The sequence below is a fragment of the Sporosarcina sp. So3-204 genome, from assembly GCF_058068165.1.
In genome coordinates this window covers 1,447,953-1,465,916 of record NZ_CM176485.1, presented here as the reverse complement: position 1 = coordinate 1,465,916, position 17,964 = coordinate 1,447,953, and the positions used below count along the sequence as shown (strand labels likewise).

At 36.7% G+C, this 17,964-nt stretch carries 16 protein-coding genes and 1 other RNA gene; 5 read left to right on the top strand and 12 right to left on the bottom strand.

Features of this window, described 5'->3' with window-relative positions; genetic code table 11:
- Positions 1–24: 24 nt before the first annotated feature.
- Positions 25–561, top strand: coding sequence for a transcription repressor NadR (locus AC3RV6_RS07075; protein WP_489748745.1), 537 nt, complete (start codon positions 25–27; stop codon positions 559–561).
- Between the two features lie 179 nt (positions 562–740).
- On the top strand, positions 741–2,123 hold the full coding sequence (locus tag AC3RV6_RS07070; protein WP_489748744.1) for an amidase: 1,383 nt from the start codon (positions 741–743) through the stop codon (positions 2,121–2,123).
- A 58-nt stretch (positions 2,124–2,181) separates the two neighbouring features.
- Here the strand turns inward: AC3RV6_RS07070 and AC3RV6_RS07065 are convergent, their stop codons facing one another.
- A complete protein-coding gene (locus AC3RV6_RS07065) occupies positions 2,182–2,817 on the bottom strand; it encodes an HD domain-containing protein (RefSeq protein WP_489748743.1) in 636 nt (211 codons plus the stop codon).
- A gap of 149 nt (positions 2,818–2,966) precedes the next feature.
- Here AC3RV6_RS07065 and AC3RV6_RS07060 point away from each other — a divergent pair, with 149 nt between their 5' ends.
- Positions 2,967–3,170: a cold-shock protein gene (locus tag AC3RV6_RS07060; protein ID WP_489748742.1), complete on the top strand. Its 204-nt coding sequence runs from the start codon at positions 2,967–2,969 to the stop codon at positions 3,168–3,170.
- A gap of 48 nt (positions 3,171–3,218) precedes the next feature.
- On the opposite strand, the gene AC3RV6_RS07055 is transcribed toward AC3RV6_RS07060, so the two are convergent.
- Positions 3,219–3,407, bottom strand: a complete 189-nt coding sequence (locus tag AC3RV6_RS07055) for a zinc-finger domain-containing protein (RefSeq protein ID WP_489748741.1) — start codon at positions 3,405–3,407, stop codon at positions 3,219–3,221.
- 151 nt (positions 3,408–3,558) lie between these two features.
- Between AC3RV6_RS07055 and AC3RV6_RS07050 the strand changes: the two genes are divergently transcribed.
- A complete protein-coding gene (locus AC3RV6_RS07050; protein WP_489748740.1) occupies positions 3,559–3,948 on the top strand; it encodes a reverse transcriptase-like protein in 390 nt (129 codons plus the stop codon).
- A gap of 62 nt (positions 3,949–4,010) precedes the next feature.
- Here AC3RV6_RS07050 and AC3RV6_RS07045 read toward each other — a convergent pair whose 3' ends face one another.
- From AC3RV6_RS07045 to AC3RV6_RS07035, 3 genes are read right to left on the bottom strand one after another with little or no spacing between them, the layout of a single operon-like run.
- Complete coding sequence (locus tag AC3RV6_RS07045) at positions 4,011–4,607, bottom strand: metallophosphoesterase family protein (protein WP_489748739.1); 597 nt, start codon at positions 4,605–4,607, stop codon at positions 4,011–4,013.
- Positions 4,608–4,641: 34 nt separating this feature from the next.
- Entirely contained in the window at positions 4,642–5,463 is an 822-nt protein-coding gene (locus AC3RV6_RS07040; RefSeq protein ID WP_489748738.1) for a sulfurtransferase, read from the bottom strand.
- Entirely contained in the window at positions 5,464–9,072 is a 3,609-nt protein-coding gene (locus tag AC3RV6_RS07035) for a dynamin family protein (RefSeq protein WP_489749207.1), read from the bottom strand. It lies immediately after the preceding gene.
- A gap of 169 nt (positions 9,073–9,241) precedes the next feature.
- Between AC3RV6_RS07035 and AC3RV6_RS07030 the strand changes: the two genes are divergently transcribed.
- Positions 9,242–9,697, top strand: coding sequence for a chemotaxis protein CheX (locus tag AC3RV6_RS07030; protein WP_489748737.1), 456 nt, complete (start codon positions 9,242–9,244; stop codon positions 9,695–9,697).
- Between the two features lie 93 nt (positions 9,698–9,790).
- Here AC3RV6_RS07030 and AC3RV6_RS07025 read toward each other — a convergent pair whose 3' ends face one another.
- The 7 genes from AC3RV6_RS07025 to AC3RV6_RS06995 form a co-directional block, all read right to left on the bottom strand.
- Complete coding sequence (locus tag AC3RV6_RS07025) at positions 9,791–11,695, bottom strand: ATP-dependent DNA helicase (RefSeq protein ID WP_489748736.1); 1,905 nt, start codon at positions 11,693–11,695, stop codon at positions 9,791–9,793.
- 72 nt (positions 11,696–11,767) lie between these two features.
- Positions 11,768–12,895 carry a THUMP domain-containing class I SAM-dependent RNA methyltransferase gene (locus AC3RV6_RS07020; protein ID WP_489748735.1) on the bottom strand — a complete coding sequence of 376 codons (1,128 nt, stop codon included), beginning with the start codon at positions 12,893–12,895 and terminating at the stop codon, positions 11,768–11,770.
- Positions 12,896–13,082: 187 nt separating this feature from the next.
- Positions 13,083–13,484: RNase P RNA component class B (rnpB, locus tag AC3RV6_RS07015), an RNA gene on the bottom strand.
- 41 nt (positions 13,485–13,525) lie between these two features.
- Complete coding sequence (gpsB, locus tag AC3RV6_RS07010; RefSeq protein ID WP_489748734.1) at positions 13,526–13,840, bottom strand: cell division regulator GpsB; 315 nt, start codon at positions 13,838–13,840, stop codon at positions 13,526–13,528.
- Between the two features lie 210 nt (positions 13,841–14,050).
- A complete protein-coding gene (locus AC3RV6_RS07005) occupies positions 14,051–15,313 on the bottom strand; it encodes a ribonuclease H-like domain-containing protein (RefSeq protein WP_489748733.1) in 1,263 nt (420 codons plus the stop codon).
- Positions 15,303–17,585: a DEAD/DEAH box helicase gene (locus AC3RV6_RS07000; protein ID WP_489748732.1), complete on the bottom strand. Its 2,283-nt coding sequence runs from the start codon at positions 17,583–17,585 to the stop codon at positions 15,303–15,305. Before AC3RV6_RS07000 ends, AC3RV6_RS07005 begins: the two co-directional genes overlap by 11 nt.
- Positions 17,585–17,947, bottom strand: a complete 363-nt coding sequence (locus AC3RV6_RS06995; protein WP_489748731.1) for a YppE family protein — start codon at positions 17,945–17,947, stop codon at positions 17,585–17,587. The genes AC3RV6_RS07000 and AC3RV6_RS06995 overlap by 1 nt, the downstream gene beginning before the upstream one ends.
- Positions 17,948–17,964 lie beyond the last annotated feature (17 nt).

Sequence of the window (17,964 nt, the reverse complement as noted above, 5' to 3'; positions counted from 1 at the left end):
AAGAAGAGTGTGCGGAGGGATTAGATGAGTGTTAACGAGAAAATACTTGGTGAAGAGCGTCATCAGTTCATCATTACAACTTTAAAAAAATCGAGCGAACCCATTCCGGGAAGAGAACTTGGAGACATGGCGAATGTCAGTCGGCAAGTAATTGTTGGGGATATTACTTTATTGAAAGCAAAAGGTGAACCAATCATTGCGACAAGTCGCGGTTACGTATATATGCATCCGCAAACTGAACCAGAGTACATCGAAAAAACCATTGTTTGTTTTCATTCAGCCGCTCAAACTGAAGAAGAGCTCAACATTTTAGTTGATCATGGAATTACTGTAAAGGATGTGAAAATAGAACATCCTGTATATGGTGATTTAACAGCATCTATTATGGTGTCAAACCGAAATGAAGTTAAAAACTTTATAGAAAATATAAAAGATAAGAAAGCAAATTTTTTATTAGAATTAACCGATGGCATTCATTTACATACGATTATTGCGGACAATGTAGATAAAATTAACGCTGCGGAACAATCATTAAGGAATGCAAACTTTCTTGTTGAATAATTCTTTTTGAAGTTTGTTAATTATCCTCATAATTATATTAATAGGCTTAATTAAATAGCCGAACTTTACGCATTGATTACAATTACAATGTAAATAAGAGCTTTTATTCAAATTAAAGATTGAAAACTTGTTGTCTAAAATTAATATGCTAGACTGATGGCAATAGGAGGGAATAATTAATGAAAAACTTAACTATTGCAGAATTGAAAGATGGATATACAAGAAAAGACTTTTCACCTGTTGAAGTAACTCGTGATTATTTGAAAAGAATCGAAGAGTTTAGTGCGTTAAATGCTTTCATTACAGTTACTTCTGAGCTCGCTTTAACCCAAGCAAGTATTTCTGAAGCGAAATATTTAGCTGGTGAACAAACAGGAATGTTAGAAGGTATCCCAATTTCTTATAAAGATAATTTGTACACTAAAGGTGTGCGAACAACAAGCGGATCTCAAATCGATAAGAACTTTATACCTGACGTAGATGCAGGTATCGTCAATATACTTAAACGTGAAGGTGCAATCACACTTGGCAAAGTCAATATGCATGAATATGCATTCGGAATCACATCAAATAATCCATTTTATGGCGCTGTAAAAAACCCTTGGCATACAGACCATACGCCTGGTGGATCAAGTGGTGGATCCGCCGCTGCAGTTGCAGCTTCATTAAGCGCAGCTTCAATCGGAACAGATACAGCTGGTTCAATTCGAATACCTGCCGCTGCGACAGGTATTATTGGATTGAAACCTACGCACGGATTAATTGACGCCACAAATGTGAAAAACATATCAAAGACACTAGACCATATCGGTCCGCTAACAAAAAACATACGTGATTTAAGCTTTTTGATGGAAGCGATGACTGGCTTGAATTATTCTGACTCATTATATACAGACATTCGCGGAATCAGAATTGGCGTTCCAAAAAACTATTTTAACGAGCTTATTGAAAGTGAAACAGCAGACCTTTATGCAGAAGCACTCGAAAACTTCGAGAAGCTAGGAGCAATACTAATTGAAATTGATATTCCTTTTACACCAGAAGATCTTGCGCTTTCATTTAGCATCGGAATTGCCGAAGCGGGACTTGTCCATGAAAAATCGATTAAAGAAACATTAGATTCTTATGGTTCAGATGTAAAAGCATCACTTCAATACAGTCATTCCATTACGGCGTTAGACTATTTGAAAGCATTAAAAAGGAAAAATCAATTATTTACTGATTTTGAAAAAGTATTTGAAATAGTTGATTTAATTGCTACGCCGACAACACCTGACGCGACCAAGAAAATTGGTGAGGAAGAAATTACGATTGACGGTATTACAGACAGCACATTTAATACAATGATTCGATTACCTGCCGTTTTCAACTTAACGGGACAACCAGCTTTATCAATTCCATGTGGGATTAATTCAAACGGTTTACCTATCGGACTTCAGTTAGCAGGACCTGCATTCGGTGAAAGAAAGTTGATAAAGGCCGGATTCGCTTATGAACAAGCTTATTTGGATTACTTTTACAAGATAAGGGACAGTAAGACAGACAAAATGGTAATAAATTAATGATATTAAAAAACAAGAAGACCTTTGAAAAATCTTCTTGTTTCACCTATTATTAACATCAATTTTTATAATCAACTTCCAAATCCAACTGCTCTAAAAAACCTATCATATACTTATGTCTTTCCTCGGCCAATCTTTTTCCCTCTGTTGTGATCATCATATCTTTCAATAACAATAACTTTTCATAAAAATGTGTAACAGACGCTGTTCCCCTCTTCCGATATTCTTCTTCAGACATTTCACTTCTAATGTTTTCGCCAGGGTCATATAACTTTCTTCCTCTTGCACCACCAAATGCAAATGTGCGCGCAATGCCAATAGCACCCAGCGCGTCTAGCCGGTCAGCATCTCGAAGTATCGCACCTTCAATAGAAGTAATTTCACGTTCATTTCCTCCGCTAAACGACACACTATCTATACACGCTAATACTTTTCGAATAAGTTCAGGACTCGCCCCATTTACTTCTAGTATTTCTTTGGCAGTCGGATTCTCATGAAATTTATATTTAGCATCATCGATATCATGAAGTAAAGCAGATAATTGAACAATAGATTGATCTGCTTCAGGTTTGGTAGAAGCTATGATAGACGCATTTTTCATTACACGTTCAATATGCGCAAAATCATGGCTTGCATCGAATTTTTTATAGACTTTTAGGGCAGTCTTAGTACAATCATTAATTAGGTTTTCCATTTTATCACCCATTCTTTTACTTATTCTGGACTGCACTCAATTATCTAAAAGTTCAGACGTTTTATTGACGTGTTATGTCGATTCATGTATAGTTAAAAACAGCCACAAAGTTTATTTGATGGACATTGAGAGGCTGAGGAGGTCATTACATGTTCCAGGGAAAAGTGAAATGGTTCAGCAATGAAAAAGGCTATGGTTTCATAGAAGCGGATGACGGTGAAGATGTGTTTGTCCACTTTACAGGTATTATCGGAGATGGGTTTAAGACGCTTGATGAGGGCGAATCAGTATCTTTCGAAATTACTGAAGGAAATCGAGGTCCCCAGGCAGCCAATGTCTCTAAGAATTCATAAAAACATATTAATTAATTTATCCCGCCGGCCTTTGTTGCCTGCGGGATACTATTTTGGTATTTTATTCATTTCTCCACCTAAAAACTGCAGTTGCTCACCTATCGGACAATTCGAAATGCAAATTCGGTGCGAAGCTGTCTTCCCTATTATATTTGTTAATTGTTTTTTAAGGACACAGCCATCACAGTATATCGAAATCACCTGATCTATTTCATTTTCAATGATTGATTTATACATATAATCCACATCCATCCTTTCCTTATTCTAATACGCTTTAAATATAGGTGCAAGTGATTTAAAATAGCTATATATTTGGTACTATTAATCTAAAATTTATTGTACACTGCAATATACAACAATTACAATAATTCTATAGGAGAGATATACAGTGATTGAGCTATATGTTGACGGGGCTAGCGCAGGTAATCCTGGAAAGAGTGGTATAGGTATTTTTATAAAAGGTGAAGGTCATAAAATTAAGATTTCTGAATCGATTGAACCAACGAATAATCACACAGCAGAATTTCTAGCCCTTCTTCGTGGAATTGAAGAGGTCGCGAAACTTACAACAGGAATCGTTGCGGCAAGATCGGATTCACAAGCGGTTGTCTTAGCCGTGGAAAAGGAATTTGCAAAAAATGATATCCATAAACAATACTTGGAACAAATACTAGCTATCACTAATACCTTTGAATTCTTTTTCATTAAATGGATTCCAAGTTCTGAAAATCGCGCGGCCGATGCACTTGCCCGCGAAGCAATTCATAAAAACGACTGAATGCTCATAAGCATCCAGTCGTTTTCTGTTTCCACTTTGAAATACAACACTAGTAATCCAAGTCACGCCTTCATAAAAGTAACTGTTTGTTCGATTGAATCATATAATACCCATTCTTTATTAAATACAACAGAACCTACATTCACAAGGATTTTCCCGCTCACCTCACTTAGGTGATAAGGAGCACCAAATTCCACCAAATAATTCTGATTGGCTATCGTTAAAGCTGATTGATGACTATGACCATAAAATGTTAGCCTATGGGTCGAATCGTCACTAATTAGTGACCAAGGTTCACCACCCCATTCCCACTGGTGTCCATGGATGATCAGAGCACCATCAATCTGTATTGTTTCAGGGCACATTTCTATTTTTTCACGCAGTAATTCATTCGTTTTTGTTATTAGTAATATTCGTTCTTCCTGATTCCCACTTATCGACGGGAATGTTAGATACTTCGTAAATCCTTCTGGTATAAGCATTACATCTTTTAAATGAGAATACTTCTGACCCTTGATATCCTTTTTACTAATTGTACATTCAAATAAATCGCCTGTACCAATAAGTTCCGCATTAGGTGATATTTCAGAAATATGTGCTAGCACTTTTTCTAATTCATCAATAGATGAATGAATGTCTCCAAGAAGCGCGTACTTCAAAAACCTCACCTCCATACTTGTATATTATGATAGCCTATTCTTTGTGAACCTCTACGCCTTCTTTTGAGACCCAGTCACTATAGCTGCCAATATACAGACGTATGTTTTCATAGCCGTAATGAGCCAACATAGCATACACTGGAGCTGCTGTTACACCGCTGCCACAATAGACAGTGACAGTTTTTTTAGCATCTGCAACTTTACCTAATTTTTCTTTAATTGCTTCATCAAAGTGGAAAGTTCCTTCTTCTTTTAATTGCTCCCAATCAAAATTCAATGCACCTGGAATATGCCCTGCTATAGGATCAATCGGTTCAATGTCACCGCGGTAGCGTTCAGCTGCACGTGCATCAATTAAAATACTACCCGTCTCACCAGACACCGTTTTCTCAATAAAATCCCTCGATGCATAAATCGATTCATTCCATTTCGGTATAACAGAAGTTCTTTCTGGCTTTGTGGGTTCAGCTGAAACCGGGACTCCATGCTCTTTTAACGCATTAAATCCTTCAAGTAATATAACCGCATTCTTGAATCCTGCATACTGAAGAAACCACCATGCACGTGCAGCAAATGGGCTTCCCCCATCATCGTAAATTGCAATGGCATCTTCTAGTTCTAGCCCACTTGACTGAAATAGCTCGAGTAACAAGTCCTGATTCGGCATCGGCTGTCTACCGTTTTCTTTCGTCATATCAGACAAATCATCATTTAAATCCCAGTGCACCGCACCTAGTACATGTTCATTTACAAAGTTATTTTTGCCAAGTTTAGAGTCTTTCAATGAAAAACGAGCATCAATCCATTTATAATCATTGTATTGAATATCATTAATTGACATAAATACTTTATTCAATTATACCAACTCCTTCAGTTTTAGGTTTTCATAAATTGCACGCCATGCTTCAATTTTTTCAGTTCCTTCGAGAAGCGTTCTTTCCGTCTCAATTTGTGTTATGCACTCTGTTAGTAAATGTTCACGTAAAGCTTCTGCTTCACAATCAATCCAGTTATTTAACCAACTATCCAACTCGGTCTTCATTTCCATTAAGAAAGCTTCTGAATCTTTTTTCAAGACTTCCTGAAGACGGTCTCTTAATATTTCACGGTCGCCTCTTTCAAAAAATGATCGCTCATTTTTAAACACTTTATTCACACTGCTATAAACAGTCGAATCATTGAAAGGCATATTAAATGATAGCATGTCGCCTTCTCCCGGCTCAAATAAGGATAGGACGAGCGTTTCATCTATCTCTTTAAGTGCGTACATCTCAACTTTTTGACGGTCATTTATTGCTTTATTTAAAAAATTAAGCATGCGTAAATTCGTCACTTTTAATTCTTGGGTTATATCAAAACCGATACTATTCACCGTTTCATCTAATGCTAATTTCAATGCTTGATCATTCGGTTTATTTGTAAATGAGGCTGGATTATAAGCTTCTCTATAAAAATCACTGAATCGCAAGAATACGCGTTGTAAGATGTAATAAATCAATTCCCCTAACTCATTAGAAGCAGTTGTTTTTAGCACACCTGCAAAACTATTAGCATATCTCTTGCGTACACTTTGTTCCAAATTCTCTAACTCTATTAGTCGTTCTGATTTACGTTGCATATTCGACTCAGTCCTAGAAATAAGTGAGGCTAGGCGTTCAGTTGTTTTAGTCGTCTCTTCTTCAAGTGATTGAACTGCAAGTCCGTGTAAATCATGCTCCAAGAACTGATGAAACGCTACTTCGAAACGTTCCATATGAGGATCCTGGCGATTCTCAATTTTCGCTTCTAACGCTTGTAAACTAGAAATTCCATGGACGCGCGGATTTCGGATACCAAAATTTTGAAGCTCATTGCCGACAAATGTTTTTACAGCATTAGATTCCTCAACATCGGTAGCTAAGTCTATAGCATTTACGATGAAAAACATTTTATCCATTTCAAAAGCATCTTTCACACGACCAAGTTGAATAAGAAATTCTCTATCAGCTCTTGCGAACGCATGATTATAGTAAGTTACAAAAAGAATTGCATCTGCATTCCGGATATAGTCAAACGCTACATCCGTATGACGAGCATTAATGGAGTCGGCTCCTGGTGTATCAACTAACGTAATTCCTTTTCTTGTTAGCTCACAATCAAAGTAAAAGTCAATAGATTCCACAAAACAACTTCGATCTTCTTCTGCGACAAATTTAACAAATTCTTCGCGCTGTACCCTTAGCACAGTTCCCAGAACTTCAGCGTAATTTGGATACCCCTTCTTAAATGCTGTTATAAACGCCTTGTGAATGTGTAAACTCTCATCCTCAAATCGTGCGCTTAATGCTTTTTCAACTTGTTCAAAAGCTTCACCTAGCGTTTCAACCTTAACTCCGAGCACTTCAAATGACCGAACTACATCTTCAGTCATTCGTTTAACCGTTTTCAGCATAACATCAGCAGTTTTGTGGTGTCTTTCAGGGGTAACTGGTCTAACTCTATTAATCGTAGCAGTTGTAGGATTTGGTGAAACCGGAAGAATATTCTCACCTATTAATGCATTTGAAAATGATGATTTTCCAGCACTAAATGCACCAAATAACGCCACTGTAAACTCTTGTCCATTTAAACGTTCAGCCTTTTTCTGTAAATATTCAGCTGCTTCCGAAAACCCTGGGACCGTTTTAATAACAGTTGCAACTTCAATTGCTTTTTCGCTCACAATCTCTACTGCTGATGTTGTTTGTTTATTATTATCCTCTTGTATAACATCTTCCAAATCATGTGCTAACTCTATATTCTCAACAGGCGATTCAGCGATATATTCAGAGATATCAATAATTACTTTCTTGCGCCAGCTTTCAATAAGTGCATCACGACCCTCTAATTGTACTAACGAAGGTTGCTCAATTATTTCACTCGCTTTGTCTATACGATTTTTTAACTCAACTAGTTCTCTAATAGCATTTAATTTATTATCTAATGTTTGTACTTTCAATTCAAGAGGACCTGCATTTTCAGTTCCAGCATTTGATGCTATAGTTGACATTGTTAATTTCCAGTCATCTGTTAGTCTCTTAAAAGAATTTATAATCGTTGTTTTCATTTGATTAGAATAGTTTAAAATTGTATCTCCTGTAATTACATCAGAAGCAATAAACTCTTTTTCAACTTCATTAAATGGGATTTCTAAATTCAGTGCATCTACTTCTAACGATTTTTCATCTGTAAGAATACCTGCTTCTTTCAATGATTTTTTCATTAGTGTTTTTAGATGAACTTCAATTTGCGTATGTACTAATTTTTTAATATTATCAGCAAGGATTTCTTTACGTTTTTCACGCTCTTCCGCAGTCTTTTTAGCACTAAAAATTAAACCGACCTTAAAACGAGATGAAACGGACTCTAAATAATTCCTTAATGCTTCGCGTGTTTCATATGGTGTAATTGCCGCATTCTCTAGCAAACTACTTTGTTCTCTGTCAAATGATATTGAAAATGTATCTTCTGTAAGAAGTTCTTGTTGTTTTTTTGCAGCTCTTAACTCTTCCGTTATTTCAACCTGTTTTTCCCATTCCTCATCTGCCACTATTGCAGAGTAATTTTCTTTACATGCAGCTATTTCTTCATTTAAAAACAATTGATGCTCATCATTAAGTTTTTCAATCGTTTTATGGGCATTTTGTATAAAATTTTCTTGCCAATTTTCAATCGATCCTTTAACTATTGCCTTCACTTTATTAAAATCATTATGTGGATGTGAAAAATCAAGTAATGATGTATAAAAAATTCCGCGTGGATTGACGCCCCACATCTTAAAAGACGACTCAACAGCTAATTTAAATTGTTCAAACGGTAATTCACTTTCACGATGTTTGTCTATTTGATTTATAATTAAATAGACGTTTGGATTATAACGCATCAATTCTTTAGTAAAACTGAAATTCAACTCAGATTGCACATGATTGTAATCCATCGTATAAAATACAAGATCTGCTAAATGAAGTGCAGACTCCGTCGACAATCGATGTGCATCATCAGTTGAATCAACGCCTGGCGTATCCATAACAGTTATACCTATGGGCAACGCAGATTCCTTGTGCCCGATTTCAATTAGCGAAACAGCCGCACCATCTTTACTAAATGATTTCACTGCATCTGAAAATCCATGTCCGCCATATTTAACTGCCTGACCATCTGTTAAATGAATAACTGCATAATCTGTATCACTTTTCCTAACTTTAACAATATTTGCACTCGTTGGAATCGGACTAGATGGAAGTAAATCGACACCGGTTAACGCATTAATCATGGAGGATTTTCCTGCCGAAAAATGACCAGCGAAACCAATCATATATTCTTCATCCATTAATTTTTCACCAAATAGATTTAATTTTGCATAACGAGTTGTATCTTCATTTTCAGAAAAGACTTTCCCGATTGTTGCCGCTTCTTGTAATAACTGACTTTGTCGCTCCTTAAACATGGACATAATATGTTCGTTCCCTTCTTAAATTACTCATCCTATCATACCATCTTTTCCAAGCTAAATTATATTCATTTTTTATCAAATAAATTGATTTTTTTGTTTCATTACATCTAAAGTAATGGTACAATGATACTAGAATTTTTTCTTCGGAGAGGTATGATTTATATTGAGCACTTCCAAAAATGTACAAATGATTTTAAATGGAACAATTTCAGCATTAACAACAGTTATCCCTTTAAAGCTTGAAATACTTCCCCCAAAACTTATCGTACAACCTTTTGAACAAAAACAACTTAGCGTTTTAATAGGTCTTGTCGGTGGCATTAAAGGTCGACTAATAATAGATACAAGCTTTGATGTTATCGACACTATTGGACAATCAATGTTCGGTATGTCAATTGAAGGCGAAATGATTGAATCGTTTACCGGAGAACTTGGTAATATGATTGCCGGTAACTTATGTACTGCTTTGGAAAAAGGTGGTCTAATTCTCGATATTTCCCCACCTACAGTCATGACAGGTAACACGAAGTTTTTTGGTTTTAAACAAGCTTTTGTTCTACCTGTGCGTTTAGAAAATGGTGGTTCCTTAACAGTTCTGCTTACTATTGATGAAAATTAAAAAATCTGCTGCCTAATTATATTAGGAGCAGATTTTTTGATAGCTTTAAATTTAAAAGTCTTTGGATAACCCAATACTTTATTGTTCTGATTTTCAACTATTAATTTTAACTGGAAAAACATTTTCGATTTCTGGCTTTATTAATTGTTCATCTTCATCTAATAGCAAATGAACAGTGCCTGAATCAGCCGATGTTCGAATTAGACGCCCTGCACCTTGTCTAAGCCTTAGCAGCATATAAGGTAAGTCTACTTCGGTAAATGGATTATCCGCATGTTTTCGTCTAGCTTCAAATAATGGATCCTTTGGCGGGAATGGTAAATCATAAATAATGACGCGTGTTAATGCATCTTGCGGAATATCTAGTCCCTCCCATAAATTATAGGAGCATAGTACTTTTATTTTCTTTTTCTGAAAATCACGCACAATAGATGATAATTCGCGCTCTCCTTCAAATGCAATTTGGTACTCTTTTCCTTTTGGAAATTTTTCTTTAAATTGTTGCAGTGCATTTTCCGACTTAAATAAAATTAAAGTCTGCTCATCTTCCTCAAGTAACTCTAATACTTTATCTACTTTAGTTTCATTCAAAATATCATGCGCCATAACCTTCATCACTTCATCGTAATCAAAAGGAGACGCAACTGAAAATGACAAATCGTCTTGAATTCCCAAACCATCTGCCAAATATGAAAAGTCTTTTTGTATTGATAAAGTAGCTGAAGAAAAAACAATCGGCATCTTAGATGAAAATAATTTCTCTTGTAATATATCCGTGACAAGACGAGGCATAATAACTAAAGTTGACTCTCCTTTTGGCACTTCAAGCCAATCAACTGCATCATTTTCATCCGTAAATAATTGCATTGAATAAATATATTGGTCAAGATATTCCTCAACCATTCTTAATTCGTATTCAGGAATTATATAAAGTTCTCCCTCAAAAACAAATTCTTCAAGGAGTGCTGTTGAAATCAAAATGGCTTCCCTACCGACTTCCAGTAAGTCCTCAGACTTTTCAATTGCTTTCCGCTCGTTTGTACTAATTTCAGCAAAGACGTTTAGCAATGTGAAAAAGGTTTCATGTGTTTCAATTAGTCTCTCCATTAACAATAGCGTCTGTTCGCGTATGTCATTAACCATAATTTTTTCAAGTAAATTTAGTAGCGTACTATCTTGAACTTCATAAGTGAGTGCTCGCTGCGCGGAATATTCTAATAGATGACCTTCGTCAAACACAACCATTGATGATTCTGGTAAAAGCGGTAACTGTCCTTGTCTTTCACGAGAATCTTTCGTCCATACATGTTCCATATAAAAGTCGTGTGAGCAGATAACGATCTCAACAGCGTCTCTGTAGTGGTTACGGTGAATCGTTTGGCCACATCTATTTCTAAGGTCACAAGCAGAACATTGTTGAATAGGATGGTAGTTAACTGTATTCCACTGTTCATCGCTTAAGTCAGGGTAATTTGAACGTTCACCATAAGGATAAATAGATTGCAATGACTCAGTCCCATAAACGAAATCTGGAAGACTATCTTCTATATCTTCAATATATTCTTCGTCCACTTTTTCAGATGCTTCTTCAAGACGTTTTAAACATAAATATTGGCTTCTTGCTTTCGCAAGTCGAACATCAATATTAAGTTGGAGTGCGTCACTAATTTTACGGATATCTCCATCTTCTTTAACAAGTTGCTCAATCAACGTCTCATCTGCGCAAGATATTATTGCTGGTTTACCAGTATAACGTGCATAAGCTATCGCTGGGAGTAAATAAGCTATTGTTTTTCCTGTTCCAACCCCAGCTTCCGCAAATAGAACTTTTTTGTCTTTTAATGCTTGTTCTATCTGAAAAGCCATAAAAATTTGTTCGTCACGGCATTCAAAGCCTTTTTCAGTTAAATCATCGTACAAGGTATCCCCGATCCAATCATTTAGCGAATCATAAAATGATTTTTCTTTCGATAACGGGAATGGCATCTTACCTTTCATACAGTAAACCCCTTTCTATTCAATGCTTATGAATGCAAATGGAAGAGGTTTTTTCCTCTTCCAGAAAATTTCTTATTTTCGCTTACCCCAATACTGATAAAAATCTGTTCGAATAAAACCATTAAATAATTTACGTTTCTTAGTCGTCCTTTGACCATATAACTTTTCAAAGTTTTCCAATGAAGAAATCATATAAACCGACCATGAAGGATGATTTTTCATAATACTACCAAGAATACGCGTAATTTCTTCGGCTTCTTCAATTTCACCAATACGCTCTCCATATGGTGGATTTCCAATCATCACGCCGTTCAATCCCTCGAAATGTAAATCGTGAACGTCACGCTGTTCCCACTTAATTAGATCGACAAAACCGGCTTCAGCAGCATTTGCTTCCGCAATTCTAACCATATTTGAATCAACATCAAATCCTGTTATGTCTAATGGTTGATCATACTTCGCTAAATCTTCTGCTTCCTCACGAACTTGATCCCATACTGACTCAGCAATCCAAGGCCATTCCTCACATAAGAAATCACGATTAGAACCTGGAGCTATATTTTGACCAATTAAAGCAGCTTCAATTGGAATTGTTCCTGAACCACAAAACGGATCGATAAATGGACGATCTGGTTTCCAACGTGACAATTTAACAAGTGCAGCTGCAAGCGTTTCTTTTAACGGAGCATCTCCCTGTCCTTTTCGATATCCACGTTTATGAAGACCAGTTCCACTTGAATCAAGCGTTAACGTTACTTTGTCTTTTAGAATTGAAACTTCTAATTTAAACAACGAGCCAGATTCCGGGAGAAAACCAGTTCTGTTATAAGCCTTGTTCAATCGTTCAACAATTGCTTTTTTTACGATTGCTTGACAGTCTGGCACGCTATATAAAGTTGACTTTACCGACTTACCTGCAACAGGAAAAGCGGCATCAACAGGTAAAAAGTCTTCCCACGGAAGTGCTTTCGTTCCTTCAAACAACTCATCAAATGTTTCAGCTTGGAATTCGCCTGCCATAATCCTAACTCTATCAGCTACTCGTAACCACATATTTGCTCTCACTATCGCTGTACTGTCACCCGTAAAGTATACTTTCCCATTTTCTGTAGTTGTTTTGTAACCAAGTGCTTTTACCTCATCTGCAACAAGTGATTCAAGTCCCATTGCGCTCGTCGCTACTAATTTAAATTCATTCATCGGTTATACAACTCCTATCTATATCACTCTTAGCCAAGAAATAATCCATTACTAGAACAAATCTATGTAAAAACAATTGAAATTTCCCACATTTTCAGTTCAAATACTTTCATTAGAACTAAATACAAAATAAAAGCTCTCCTTTATATCGGAGAGCAGTAATTTTACATTTAAATACCATAGGAAATTCGATAAGCCATGTTTTGTTCCCGTGTACTCAAACGGCTTTAACACCTCGTACTTAGGGCGGTAATCATCTATCTACAGGTATGATCCTGTCTCTTCATAAGTTGAATTCCTTCTGAAGAATGCCCCTACCATAGTTTGGGTTTCTCACTCGTGGGGTTTACCGCGTTCCATCTAATCTGTTTCCAAATTAGCTACGTTTCTGTGGCACTGTTCAGGGAACCTCATTCATATATAAAGGGCAGAAGCCGTTTATACTTAGAATTTATTCCCGCCGTCAATGCGCAAAGCGCAATGCCCCGGCTTATTTATTAACCGAGCACGAACACTACGGTCATCTCAGATCCGTGTGAGCATGGACTTTCCTCTACAAAGTCAAGCTTTGCAGCGATTACCTAAATTCACGCTATGGTCTTTGTAGTATACAACATTATTGATATACTTTCAATATTTTCGTTCTGCATCCTCGTGATTGAATAACTTACTACCAAACACATGCTTTTCAAGATTCGATATGCGTTTTAGTAAATCGAAGTTTGTAGCACCCGCGTTTGCTGCTGGAACACGTTTTACTGATTCAGAAACTTGTTCTTTTAGTCGCATATTGTCATTTTCTAAGTCCGCTATTTGTTTTTTAAAAGCTTGGTAATCATGAATAACATCGTCTAAAAAGAGATCGACCTCTTCTTGATTATAGCCACGGAGACCCGTTTTAAATTCTTTTTCAAGTATCGTTTTAGTATCTAGTTTAATGTCCATGAAAAATCGCCCTTCCATCACTGTTACGTATGCGATATTATAGCATATCTTGTACATATTTGTCCTTATTCAAACATACTTTACCAAATTCCCCGCAGTATCTTTGAACTTTTGACCAGCTTATTACCAATCTATTTGTTGTTGAAACGCCTATATGTTTAAAAACAAACTAAATTTAGAGGCATTTTATTCAAACTCGGTTTTTGTCGGTTACTGCGCTTCCCCGGGAAATAGTTTGCGGAATATTCTCATTTCCCGTTTATAAAAATCCATTTGCCCCCGCTTACGAAATCTCACAGTTAAATTAGCATCCTTCTCTAAAAAAACACGAGCTTGTTGTGTAACCAACATTGCTTTCTCTAAATCTTTTATTTTGTGCTCATATAATTTGGCAAGCTCCTCAAGCGCAATTATCCGTCGCCTACCTATAAGTCCTGCAGCCGCTATTTCAAAAGCACATACAGCATCTAAATTTGCTAATTCTCTTTTCATAATAAATCCAAAATGATAATGCGTCGCCGGATGATTCGCACCAAATTCTTCAATGACACTTTCAAGTATTTGACGGCCTCTGTCATAAGATTTTAAATCTGCAAACCATTTCCCAATATTCGTATGCGTTGTTGCTGTTTCTTGTATTTCTATTCGTAGAACAAGTTCAGTAGCCTTAATATAAAGTGAAACTAACGATAAGATATCCAACTCATTATGCGTCAATACTTTCATTAAATTAATCGGATTACCACTCTTTACAGCATCTTGATAAATAATAGGCGCCATGAAACCAGGGATATCTCCGTCGCGGTGGAAACCAAGTTTTTCTTCCTCAATTGAAGTTAAATTAAATGTCAAAATTTCTTCCTTCCATATTCGACGTGAACCATGTAGTAAATCAATATGCGCATGTTCTAACAGCACAGGCAATATATTACGATTCATTGTCCACCGGGTTTGTAGCTGTGGCACATCAAAGCTCTTCCCATTATACGTAACGAGTGTAAATTTATGCGCCCATAAATTTGTTGCATATAGAAATGCGGGTTCATGATCAGGACCAGGCAGTACATATTGCGTAAGTATAAAACCTTCCACTGTTTCCTCAATAAATCCAAGTAAAAAAATTAGCGTGCCAGTACCTTTTAATCCAGTTGTTTCAGTATCAAAAAAAAGAAGGGACTTCGTAAAGTCTGGTGCTAAAGGATGCTGTTCCCCAGACTCTTCCCACAGTTTAAGCGTTTCCTTCAGATTTGTAAGTATCATATCCCCGTGCCTATAATCTTTTCCATAATTAACAACTCGTTTATATACAAACCCAAACTTATTTTCTTCTTTAACCAAACCCGCATCAAGCCATAACTGCTCATATTGGGGTGGTGACGGGGCGACAAACACATTACTTTGTTCTGTCTTTTGATTTCCACTTGATTTTTTTAAAAGCTTCTTCATTTCCATTAACTTTTTTTCATACGACACGCTTTTCTCCTCCAGCCAAAGCATGAAGAAGAGACTCAACATCACTTTTCATATCAATACCTGCTTCTTGCGCGCCGATACATACTGGACAACCAACCTCGCAATAACATGAGGACACATGACTTGCAGCTTGTTGGAATAAAGACGTCCACTGACTGTAAATCTTTTCACTTAACCCAATACCTCCAGGATAACTATCATAAATAAAAAATGTCGGTTTATCCGTATGAATCGCTTTCACCTGCGGGATAACATGGATATCAGTTCTATCGCATCTTATAAAGAGTGGAATAAAAGACTGAACTGCATAAGCTGCTCCTGTCATTGCATCCGTCAGTGCCGATTCCGTCCACCCTTCAGGCACATCAAAAGAATACCAAGTAGATGTTGTGTGTAATTCAACAGCTGGTAAGGAGATGGGCCCTGAACCGATATTGTCATGCGTTCCAAAACGAATCTTCTTGAAAATCGTCGGCATAGCGAGTACTGCTATATCTCCGTAGGAAGCTTTATTTTCTCCGAGATCATTTACTTCGTCTTCACTAATTACTTTTAACTCAACCGCTAAATTTGCATCTGTAAAATAGTCGACATCTACTTCCGTGACAAAAGCTTTCTTTTCTTCCCAATCAAGCTTCTCTACTTGGAACTGAGTTCCTTGATGAATATAAATGGCTTCTTCATGAAGCAATGTTAATGCACTGTAACGATCCATCTCACCTATAACAGTTGTTCCTTTCGGGTGCGTTCGATCTATAATAACAACATTTTCCTGCGCAGCGGATCTTAGACTTACATCACTTGCAGGAAATTGGTCAGTCATCCAATGCCATTTATCAGAAGTTTGTATGAGCACGCCTTCACTTTCTAAGAAAGCAAGTAATTGTTGCACTTCAAACTCTCCATATGTTTCAGTCTTAGTAAACGGCAATTCAAACGAAGCGCATTTTAAATGATCCATGAGAATAAACATATTATCTGGATGAATCCGACCTTCCTCTGGTGCTTGTCCAAGTAAGTAATCAGGATTCTTAATAATATATTGATCCAAAGCAACAGATTGTGCGACATAAATTATGAGCGCTTCATCCTGCCTTCTGCCAGCGCGACCAGCTTGTTGAAAAGCACTCGCTATATTTCCCGGGTAACCCGTCATGACACAAGCTTGGAGTTGACCAATGTCAATTCCAAGCTCCAGTGCATTCGTGCTTACAACGGTGCGAATGTCGCCATTACGAAGACCCTTCTCAATTTTCCTTCGCTCAGATGGCAAATATCCTCCCCTATAGCCCATCACAGTTTCATCAAAGAGTTTTTTCTTCGTCAGTTCTTTCATATAAGTAACGATCATTTCTACGCGCACACGACTTTTCGCAAAAATAATTGTTTGGATACTTTTTCGGTATAATAAAGTAGCTATATCTCGTACTTCCAAAACTGCACTTCTTCTAATTCCAAATGTAGGATGAATAACTGGTGGATTGTAAAATACAAAATGCTTTTTCCCAGAAGGAGCACCGTTATTTGTTAATAATTTCATTTCCGTATTCGTAAGTGCTTCTGCTAATTCTCCCGGATTCGCAATTGTCGCAGATGTACAAATAAATACCGGGTTACTTCCATAATAACGACAAATTCTTTTTAATCTACGAAGTACATGTGCTACATGGCTGCCAAAAACACCTTTGTATGTATGCAATTCATCGATGACGATATATTTTAAATTCTCAAATAGAGAGACCCATTTTGTATGATGAGGTAATATGCCTGAATGCAGCATGTCTGGATTTGTTAACACGATATGTCCAGACTTTCTAACCTTTGAGCGTAACCCCGATGCCGTGTCACCATCATACGTATAGCTCAGTATCGTTTCCTCACTCGCCTCGATTAATTCATGTAAATCGCTTAGTTGATCTTGCGCGAGTGCCTTCGTCGGAAATAAATAAATTGCCCTTGAGGATGAATCTTCTAAAATACTTTGCAATACCGGGAGATGATAACAAAGTGATTTACCAGATGCCGTTGGTGTTACAGCCGTAAATGATTCACCGTTATACGCATGCTCAAAAGCAATTCTTTGGTGGCTATATAGTTGTTGAATTCCTTTTGATGCAAGTGCTTTAATAATAGATGGATGTAGTTCCTCTGGAAATGGTGCATATGTTGCTGACTTTCTGGGTATTGTCCTATAATGACTCACATTATTCTTAAAAGAAGGATCTGTCCGTAAGGTTTCTAGTACAGACAGTATCGAAGAATTTGAGTCCATTATGAGTCGCCTTCTTTTTCAAGCGCATTAAGAAAAGTCTTAAGTGTATATTCAGCAGAGTTAATAGAAAGAACAAATCTTTTTAAGCCAGTTTTTTTATAAAACGACTGGACAATAAATTGTTTCATTGAATCTGTTAACGCATCGATTTGTACAGGATGAACATATTGCGGTTTTGCTATTTTAATCCACGCATAAGATTCTTCAGACCACTCATCTAATAACGTATGATATTTATCTGAATAAGGTTTTACTTCAACAAAAAAGTCGGGCTCACGATCAAGTTTTCTCATCTCTGTATGACGTTTTCGGCATTCATCACAAACAGAAAGGAGTATTTTGCATTTTTCTTCTAAACTCATTATTCATCAACCTCTCT

Coding starts and splice junctions, on each gene's coding strand:
- AC3RV6_RS07075 (WP_489748745.1), top strand. CDS start 25: ATGAGTGTTAACGAGAAAATACTTGGTGAAGAGCGTCATCAGTTCATC.
- AC3RV6_RS07000 (WP_489748732.1), bottom strand. CDS start 17,585: ATGGACTCAAATTCTTCGATACTGTCTGTACTAGAAACCTTACGGACA.
- AC3RV6_RS07070 (WP_489748744.1), top strand. CDS start 741: ATGAAAAACTTAACTATTGCAGAATTGAAAGATGGATATACAAGAAAA.
- AC3RV6_RS07060 (WP_489748742.1), top strand. CDS start 2,967: ATGTTCCAGGGAAAAGTGAAATGGTTCAGCAATGAAAAAGGCTATGGT.
- AC3RV6_RS07055 (WP_489748741.1), bottom strand. CDS start 3,407: ATGTATAAATCAATCATTGAAAATGAAATAGATCAGGTGATTTCGATA.
- AC3RV6_RS06995 (WP_489748731.1), bottom strand. CDS start 17,947: ATGAGTTTAGAAGAAAAATGCAAAATACTCCTTTCTGTTTGTGATGAA.
- AC3RV6_RS07035 (WP_489749207.1), bottom strand. CDS start 9,072: ATGTTTAAGGAGCGACAAAGTCAGTTATTACAAGAAGCGGCAACAATC.
- AC3RV6_RS07020 (WP_489748735.1), bottom strand. CDS start 12,895: ATGAATGAATTTAAATTAGTAGCGACGAGCGCAATGGGACTTGAATCA.
- AC3RV6_RS07065 (WP_489748743.1), bottom strand. CDS start 2,817: ATGGAAAACCTAATTAATGATTGTACTAAGACTGCCCTAAAAGTCTAT.
- AC3RV6_RS07025 (WP_489748736.1), bottom strand. CDS start 11,695: ATGAAAGGTAAGATGCCATTCCCGTTATCGAAAGAAAAATCATTTTAT.
- gpsB (WP_489748734.1), bottom strand. CDS start 13,840: ATGGACATTAAACTAGATACTAAAACGATACTTGAAAAAGAATTTAAA.